The following is a 7009-nucleotide window of genomic DNA, read 5'->3' as shown; positions in this document are numbered from 1 at the left end:
CGCTCTGCGCGCAAAAAGCTTGAAAATTTCCCCGCTTCACAATAGTCTTGAAGCAAGCTCTCGCTAACCCCAACTACCCTTTCCCCCGGAGGCACCATGAAAAATTTTACCCTGCTGGCTTTCGCTCTTTTGATCAGCTTCTCAGTATCCCGGCTGGCGGCCCAGGACTTCATTATCGACTCCCATAACCACACCGAAGGCTCCCAGCAGTGGGTGGAGGATATGGTTAAAACCTACCGCGCCCACAACGCGATGGCCTGCGTGCTGACCTGGATGCGGGATCTGGAGCTGGTCAAAAAAGCCGCCGAGGAGTACCCCGACGTGTTTATCCCCTACGGCCGCGTGCGGCCCGACGATCCCAACGCGGTCCGCGAGATCGAGCAGTTCTACAAAGCCGGCTTCGTCGGGATCAAGTTCCACAGCCCGCAGAAAAACTGGGACGATCCCAAGTACCACCAGCTCTACCGCACCTGCGAGTACCTGGGCCTGGTGATACTGCTCCATACCGGGATTTCCAGCCGCGGGATCAACAACAACGTCAACCTGGGCAGTTCGATGAGGATGCGGCCCGGCTACCTGGACCTGATCGCCAGGATGTGCCCGCGCGCGATTGTCCAGGGCGCCCATTTCGGCAACCCGTGGTACGATGAGGCCGCCGAGATCTGCCGCTGGAGCCCCAACGTCTTTTTCGACATCACCGGCTCCTCGCTGCACAAGCTGATCAAGCTCAACGACCTGGAACGCTTCAGTAAAATCCTGTGGTGGAAAGCCGAGGAAGGCGAGACCACGGCCCACACGCTCAAGGGCGGACCCGATGCGTTCGAGCATATCGTATTCGGCACCGACGAGGACCCTGAGGGCCTGGTGGGCAATATCGAGCGCTTCCGGATGTTCCTCGACGCCAACAATGTCCCCGAGAGCAACCGGCGCAACATGTGGGGCCTGACCATGGCCCGTATCCTGGGAATCGATCCGGCCACCAAGAAGTTTACCTGGCAGCGGCCAGCGCCTCCCGGCTCGCGCCCGATGTTCGATCCGGACATGTTCGGCAAGGTGTCCGACTAGTACGACAGGTAAAGCGAGGCACTTTTGCCGCAAAAATTCATAACTTCACGCGTACTGGCCGCCGCACTGATCTGCGCGGCGGCTGTCGCCCGGACGCCCTCTTTCAGCGCACCGGCTGAATCCGGCGCCGGAAAATCCGGCCTGATCGAGAACTGGGACGGCGTCCACCGCCAGCGCTGGGTTGGCAGTCAACTGTGGGCCAACCGCCTGGAGGACTGGGAGGTGCGCGACGGCAGGCTGGTACCCCTGACCGGCGAGACACGCTTCCCGGTGCGCACTGTCCACGCTCTCACCCGCAGGGTGACTGATAAGCGTGATGCGTTCTCGATCTCGGTGACTGTGTCCGCCGTCTCCGGCGCACCGGCCGCCTCCGCGGCCGGTTTCCTGATCGGTGCCGGGGCCGGGCTGCTCGACTGGCGCGCCGCGGCGATTGTCCACTCCAACTCGGGACGCGGCGGCGGGCTGCTGGCGTGGCTGGAAACCGGCGCCGCCCCCCGGCTGGTGTTCCGCGACAACAGCAGGGAGTTCACCGCCCGCAGCTACCCTGTGCTGGCTGAAACTGCGCTGGATAACTTTCCAGGCTTCAAAAATGGCCGGGAGTACCTCCTCCGGCTGGATGTCGCTCCCGCCGGAAGCGGGGAGTACGACCTCGCGCTGAGCCTGGCCGAAGCGTCAGACGGGAAAACCCTCGCTAAAGTGTTTCTCTCCGGCCGTCCCCATCGCGAGATTAAAGGCTCGTTCGCCCTGGCGTTCAGTGCGCTGGAAGACTCCCCCTTCCCGGGGGTCGCTTTCGACAATTTCTCCGCCTGGGGCTCCAAACTGGCCCGCCACCCCGAGCGGGAATTCGGTCCCGTGGCCGGCACTCTTTACTCGGCCGCCGGCGGGACGCTCAAGCTCACCGCGGGGTTCATGCCGCTGGCCGGCCGGGCTGAACCCGGCGAAAACTTCCCCCGGCCCCTGCTGGCCTACCTCCAGATTCAGCGCGAGGACGGTAGCTGGGACACCGCCGACAGCGTCCGCTTCGGCGAGCCGGACTACACCGCCTGTTTCAGGATCGGGAACTGGGACAGCCGGGTCAGCCGCAGGTACCGCGTGGCATATTACGGCGCGCAGGGGGATACGTCATACTACCCGGGCACAATCGCCGCCGAACCCCGGCTGGGAGATACGCTCTCCGTGGCCGGGTTTACCGGGATGGGAGTGATGGGCCGCACGGCCAGCTCGGGAGCCGCCCCGCGGGACAAGGGCCCGGTGGTGGGGCGCTGGACCCCGGCCAATGTCTGGTTCCCGTTCTCGCCCACGGTGGAATATCTGGCGGCCGATGAGATCGACATGCTCGCCTTTACCGGCGACCAGATCTACGAGGGTAAGCCTTTCGGATTCGACCAGCAGCGCCGTTTCCTCCCGCTCGATTACCTCTACAAGTGGTATCTCTGGCACTGGGCGTTCGGCGAGCTGACCAGAAATATCCCGGCCACCGTGCAGGTGGACGACCACGATGTCTACCAGGGCAACGTCTGGGGCAACTCCGGGATGCTCAACACGAGCGGGAGCAACAGCGACGGCGGCTACATGCGCAACCCCCTGTTTGTCCAGATGGTCCAGCGCACCCAGTGCTGGCACAACCCTGACCCGGTTGATCCCCGGCCGGTGGACAACGGAATCGGGGTCTACTTTACCGGTTTCAGCTGGGGCGGCGTCAGTTTCGCCCTGCTGGAGGACCGCAAGTTCAAGTCCCCCAGGCAGACCCCGGAAGAGCAGGCGATTCTGCTGGGAGAACGTCAGCTAAGTTTCCTGAGCCAGTGGGCGACTGATTGGCGGAACGCCTCGGTGAAAGTGGTGATCAGCCAGTCACTGTACGCCAGCATGCACACGGCCGCCGACGGCAAAATCACCGCCGACCGCGATACGGGGGGCTGGCCGCCGCCGGGACGCGACCGCGCCGTGAGCGCTTTCCGCAAGGCCCGCGCATTCGTCTTCTGCGGCGACCAGCACCTCTCGACCATGTCTCGGCTCGGACTGGAGGATTTTCGTGACGGTCCGGTGCAGTTCTGCCTACCGGCGATCGGCAATATTTTCTGGCGCTGGTTCTATCCGGCCAAACCCGGCGGCGGGCCGCTGGCGGAGCCGGACGGCTACACAGGCGACTGGCACGACGGTTTCGGCAACCGGTTCACCATGCTGGCCGCGGCCAATCCCACCGATGTCCAATTCATGGGCAACCGTAACCAGACTCTCCGCCGCTGGAACGGCCGGGCCGGGGTGGAGACCGACTCGGTGCGCCTCTGCCGGGGCGACGGGTTCGGAGTGCTGCGGATCGACACGGGCAGACGCACGATCAGGGTCGAATGCTGGCCCTATAATGTGCCGCTATCCTCGGGGGATGACGCCCAGTTTACCGGCTGGCCGCGCACGTTCGCCGCGGACGGGATGGACGGACGGGAACCGGCCGGCTGGCTGGCCCGGGTGGCCCACGATCCGTCAGTCCGGGTGGCCGTGGCGGTCTATGACAGCCGGGCCGACACCCTGATCTACTCCACGATTGTTGCCGACAGTCCGCTGCCGGCCTACGGGCCGTTCCCCCACCGGGTCGAGATATGGGACGCCGACAGGGCCAGCCGGTCAGATGCGGCCGCACGCGTGCTCACCCCGGCTACCGATCCCGGCGATGCGCCCCTGATCGAATTCTGACATTCCCGGCCGCTAACGAGGTTGTGATGCGGGATGCGCTGATTGTTGTCGACATGCAACGGGATTTCTGCACCGGCGGCGCGCTGGCGGCCCACGCCACCGATTCGCTGATCGCGCCGGTCAATGCGCTGATCACCGATTACGGCCGGGCCGATAGGCTGGTGATATTCTCCCGCGACTGGCACCCGGCGGACCACTGCTCGTTCACGCAGCAGGGCGGTCAGTGGCCTGTCCACTGCGTGGCCGGCACCGAGGGCGCCGAGTTTCACAGCACTCTGCTGATCCCGCGGTGCCACCTGGTCGTCTCGAAAGCCACCGGCGCGGACCAGGACTCCTACTCCGCGTTCGACGGCCCCGGGCTGGCCGCGCTGCTGAAAAATCTGGGGATCGGATCGCTGGCACTCTGCGGGATTGCCACCGAGTACTGCGTGCTGGCCACCTGGCAGGCGGCCGTGGACAACGGGTTCGAGGCGGTGGTGCACACCGGGGCGATCCGACCGGTGGCGCCGGGCAGCGAGGAAGAAAAACAGGCGCTGGAGAAATTCGCTGCGGCCTGATTGTTTTACTTTTGCTTACACAACACGGTTTCAGGGGATTAGAAGCTGGTTCATAACTGGAGTTTTAATTCAAACTTTCGCCCATTGGCAGGTAATCTCAAAAACACAACCCCCTGTTTCCCCCTTTTCTAAGGGGGACTAAAACCGTAAAACCCCGTCCACATGCGAAAAAAACCAGGACTATACAATTCCCCCTTAGCCTGCCGAAGGCAGGCGGGGGTTGTAAATGTGATCGGGGTGAGTCATTCAGTGCTCAACAATACGGCTGACCCGGAAATTGTCGTAGATCGAATGTGTGCGCCAGATCCGCAGGCCGTGCAGCCCCCGTGTATAGGTTTTCCCGTAGACCGCGCTGCCCAACAGCCGGTTGTCGAGATACACGCTCACTTTGGGTGGCTCCAGCAGGTAGGCCACGTGGTGCACCCTGCCGAAAGTCAGCGGCTCGAACCAGCCTTCCTCCACCAGCTCGAACCCCGGATCGAGCCTCATGCGCAGGCGCAGCTGCTCACGTTTTTCCGGCGAGGTGCCGTTGAGGATCGTGATCAGGTAGTTGGGGAACTCGTGGTACTGGCCGTAGGAGCCGTCGCGGCTGGCGGTGGTGGCAAGCAGGCCCTCCACGTCCGGGTTGCCCGCCAGCAGGAACATGTTGACGTTGCTCTCCATGCTGCGGCTCATCAGGCGCACGTCGTACTCCACCAGCTGCGGCCCCTCGAACGGCGTTCTGCACCAGATCGTGGTGTAACCGCCCTCACCGCCGGCGCCGTCAACTTCCAGCCAGCCCCGGTTGAGACTCACCGCCGCGCTGCCCTCGGGCAGCCAGTCGTCCAGGCCGCCCTCGAAATCCTCGTAGTATATTTCCTCCAGCACCACGCTCCTGTTACCAAGCATCCTGCTGGATGTTTCCGCAGCGGCGCCGGCGGCTGTTATGGCCGCCATTATCAAGAAGCACGCTATCGGCCGCATTTATCCCTCCCCTGTGGCATGGAATCGTGAATGTCCTCCGAGAGTACATTAATACAATCCCGCCGGGCTTGACAAGGAACCGCTTCGGCAGCTATCGTGGATTACCCGCAAGATGCGGATTACAATAAACTAGTGTGGTGTCCCGGAAGTACTATGTAATAATTCGACAGGCTGGTAATGGTTCGATCAACTCAAGCTGAAATCCCCCCTGGCCCCCCTTTGGCAAAGAGGGGAAGCGGCCTCCCCCTTTCGTAAAGGGGGATCGAGGGGGATTTATAATCCGCTTTTTTTCCTGCATTATTTGCAGGACACAACACCAGTTGCCAGGTTTCAATAGAACCGGGGATTGGCAAGATGAGCGACGGACTGCTGTTGTTCCAGGTGGACGCTTTCACGTCGGCGGCTTACGCAGGCAATCCGGCGGCGGTCTGTATCCTGGAGCAGGAAATGAGCGGGGAGTGGATGCAGGCCGTGAGCGCCGAGATGAACCTCTCGGAAACCGCGTTCCTGCTGCTCCGGGAGAAGGGTTACAACCTGCGCTGGTTCACTCCGGTCTCGGAGGTTGACCTCTGCGGCCACGCCACGCTGGCCTCGGCCCACGTGCTGTGGGGGGAGAACCTGCTGGACCATAAGACGAAGGCGCGGTTTTTCACCCGCAGCGGGCCGCTGTTCGCCAAATTCGACCCGCCCTGGATCGAGCTGGATTTCCCGGCCCAACCGGCCGGGAAATGTTCCGACCCCGGCGGATTGTGCGTCGCGCTGGGAATCGCCAAACCGGTGTTCATCGGCAAGAGCGAGGCCGACTACCTGGTCGAGGTAAATTCCGAGGACACGCTAGTCAAGCTCAAGCCCAATTTCCAGCGGCTGGCGGAGTTCGGCGCACGGGGGGTGATAGTTACCGCGCGCGCCTCGAGTTCCGGCTACGATTTCGTGTCGCGGTTTTTCGCGCCGGGGCTCGGTATCGACGAGGACCCGGTGACCGGTTCGTCCCACTGCACGCTGGGACCGTACTGGCAGCAGAAACTGGGCAAGGACAGGATGTTCGCCCTGCAGGCCTCCGCCCGCGGCGGTGAATTGCACGTTATCCCCTCCGGCGAACGGGTGTTTCTCACCGGCAAAGCGGTAACGGTCTTGCGCGGGGAGCTGCTTGCGCTCGATGAACCGGGTGGGCAGTAACAGTACTCCTCCCAGGGTGGTTTGCTGTTAATCAAACCATTTGAGCATGTCTTTGATTATGCGGACCAGAGACTTACGTGGTCCGTTTCTGTTTCCCTTTCGCCACTCGTTGGGATTCTGAAACGGCGGATCACCCGCTCTGAGCGCCGCCTCGCTAATCAATGCGGCCAGGTCCGGGAAACCGTTGTCCCCGTAAAAACTGACTGTTTCGTAGGCCAGCCCCGCCTCGATCATCTTCACCGGAAACAACTCCCCGTCCACGAACACGTGGGCCAGCATCCGGCCGTAGCGATCGGACTGGTGGGGAAGATACTCGATAACTGCCGCCGAGTCGAACAGCGCCACCGCCTTGATCGTCGCCTCGCGGCCGAAGGGCTGATCCTGGTAGAAACCGTGCTCCGGGTGCTTGATTTCCGGAGTGTCCAGCCCCAGGATGCGGATCACCAACCCGCCGGTCTCGAACGTGTCGCCGTCGTCGATATCCATCTTCCCCCGATCAACCCGCACTGCCCGGTCCGCGTAATGAGGGAACCTCTGCGCCACGCTTTGCTCAACTA

General features: G+C 62.8%; 6 protein-coding genes. 4 read left to right on the top strand and 2 right to left on the bottom strand.

The window, feature by feature from the left end:
• The first annotated feature begins 96 nt into the window (after nucleotides 1-96).
• The 3 genes from FVQ81_08270 to FVQ81_08260 are packed head-to-tail and all read left to right on the top strand — an operon-like array spanning nucleotide 97 to nucleotide 4313.
• Nucleotides 97-1065 (top strand): amidohydrolase family protein, encoded by a 969-nt coding sequence (locus FVQ81_08270; protein ID MBW7996544.1) that lies wholly within the window; start codon nucleotides 97-99, stop codon nucleotides 1063-1065.
• A 24-nt stretch (nucleotides 1066-1089) separates the two neighbouring features.
• A complete protein-coding gene (locus FVQ81_08265; protein MBW7996543.1) occupies nucleotides 1090-3756 on the top strand; it encodes a hypothetical protein in 2667 nt (888 codons plus the stop codon).
• The gene (locus FVQ81_08260) at nucleotides 3663-4313 is read left to right on the top strand and encodes an isochorismatase family protein (protein ID MBW7996542.1); all 651 of its coding nucleotides are present in this window, start codon (nucleotides 3663-3665) and stop codon (nucleotides 4311-4313) included. The genes FVQ81_08265 and FVQ81_08260 overlap by 94 nt, the downstream gene beginning before the upstream one ends.
• 246 nt (nucleotides 4314-4559) lie before the next feature.
• Here FVQ81_08260 and FVQ81_08255 read toward each other — a convergent pair whose 3' ends face one another.
• Nucleotides 4560-5276: a hypothetical protein gene (locus FVQ81_08255; protein ID MBW7996541.1), complete on the bottom strand. Its 717-nt coding sequence runs from the start codon at nucleotides 5274-5276 to the stop codon at nucleotides 4560-4562.
• Between the two features lie 354 nt (nucleotides 5277-5630).
• Between FVQ81_08255 and FVQ81_08250 the strand changes: the two genes are divergently transcribed.
• Nucleotides 5631-6452, top strand: coding sequence for a PhzF family phenazine biosynthesis protein (locus FVQ81_08250; GenBank protein ID MBW7996540.1), 822 nt, complete (start codon nucleotides 5631-5633; stop codon nucleotides 6450-6452).
• Between the two features lie 27 nt (nucleotides 6453-6479).
• Here the strand turns inward: FVQ81_08250 and FVQ81_08245 are convergent, their stop codons facing one another.
• Nucleotides 6480-6959, bottom strand: a complete 480-nt coding sequence (locus FVQ81_08245) for a thermonuclease family protein (GenBank protein ID MBW7996539.1) — start codon at nucleotides 6957-6959, stop codon at nucleotides 6480-6482.
• Between the last annotated feature and the right edge of the window lie 50 nt (nucleotides 6960-7009).

It is taken from the genome of Candidatus Glassbacteria bacterium, from assembly GCA_019456185.1.
Taxonomy (GTDB): Bacteria; Gemmatimonadota; Glassbacteria; order GWA2-58-10; family GWA2-58-10; genus JAJRTS01.
Note: the sequence above shows the minus strand (reverse complement) of the source record. Positions and strands in the feature narration are given on the sequence as shown.

Coding starts and splice junctions, on each gene's coding strand:
- FVQ81_08270 (MBW7996544.1), top strand. CDS start 97: ATGAAAAATTTTACCCTGCTGGCTTTCGCTCTTTTGATCAGCTTCTCA.
- FVQ81_08260 (MBW7996542.1), top strand. CDS start 3,663: ATGGGACGCCGACAGGGCCAGCCGGTCAGATGCGGCCGCACGCGTGCT.
- FVQ81_08255 (MBW7996541.1), bottom strand. CDS start 5,276: ATGCGGCCGATAGCGTGCTTCTTGATAATGGCGGCCATAACAGCCGCC.
- FVQ81_08250 (MBW7996540.1), top strand. CDS start 5,631: ATGAGCGACGGACTGCTGTTGTTCCAGGTGGACGCTTTCACGTCGGCG.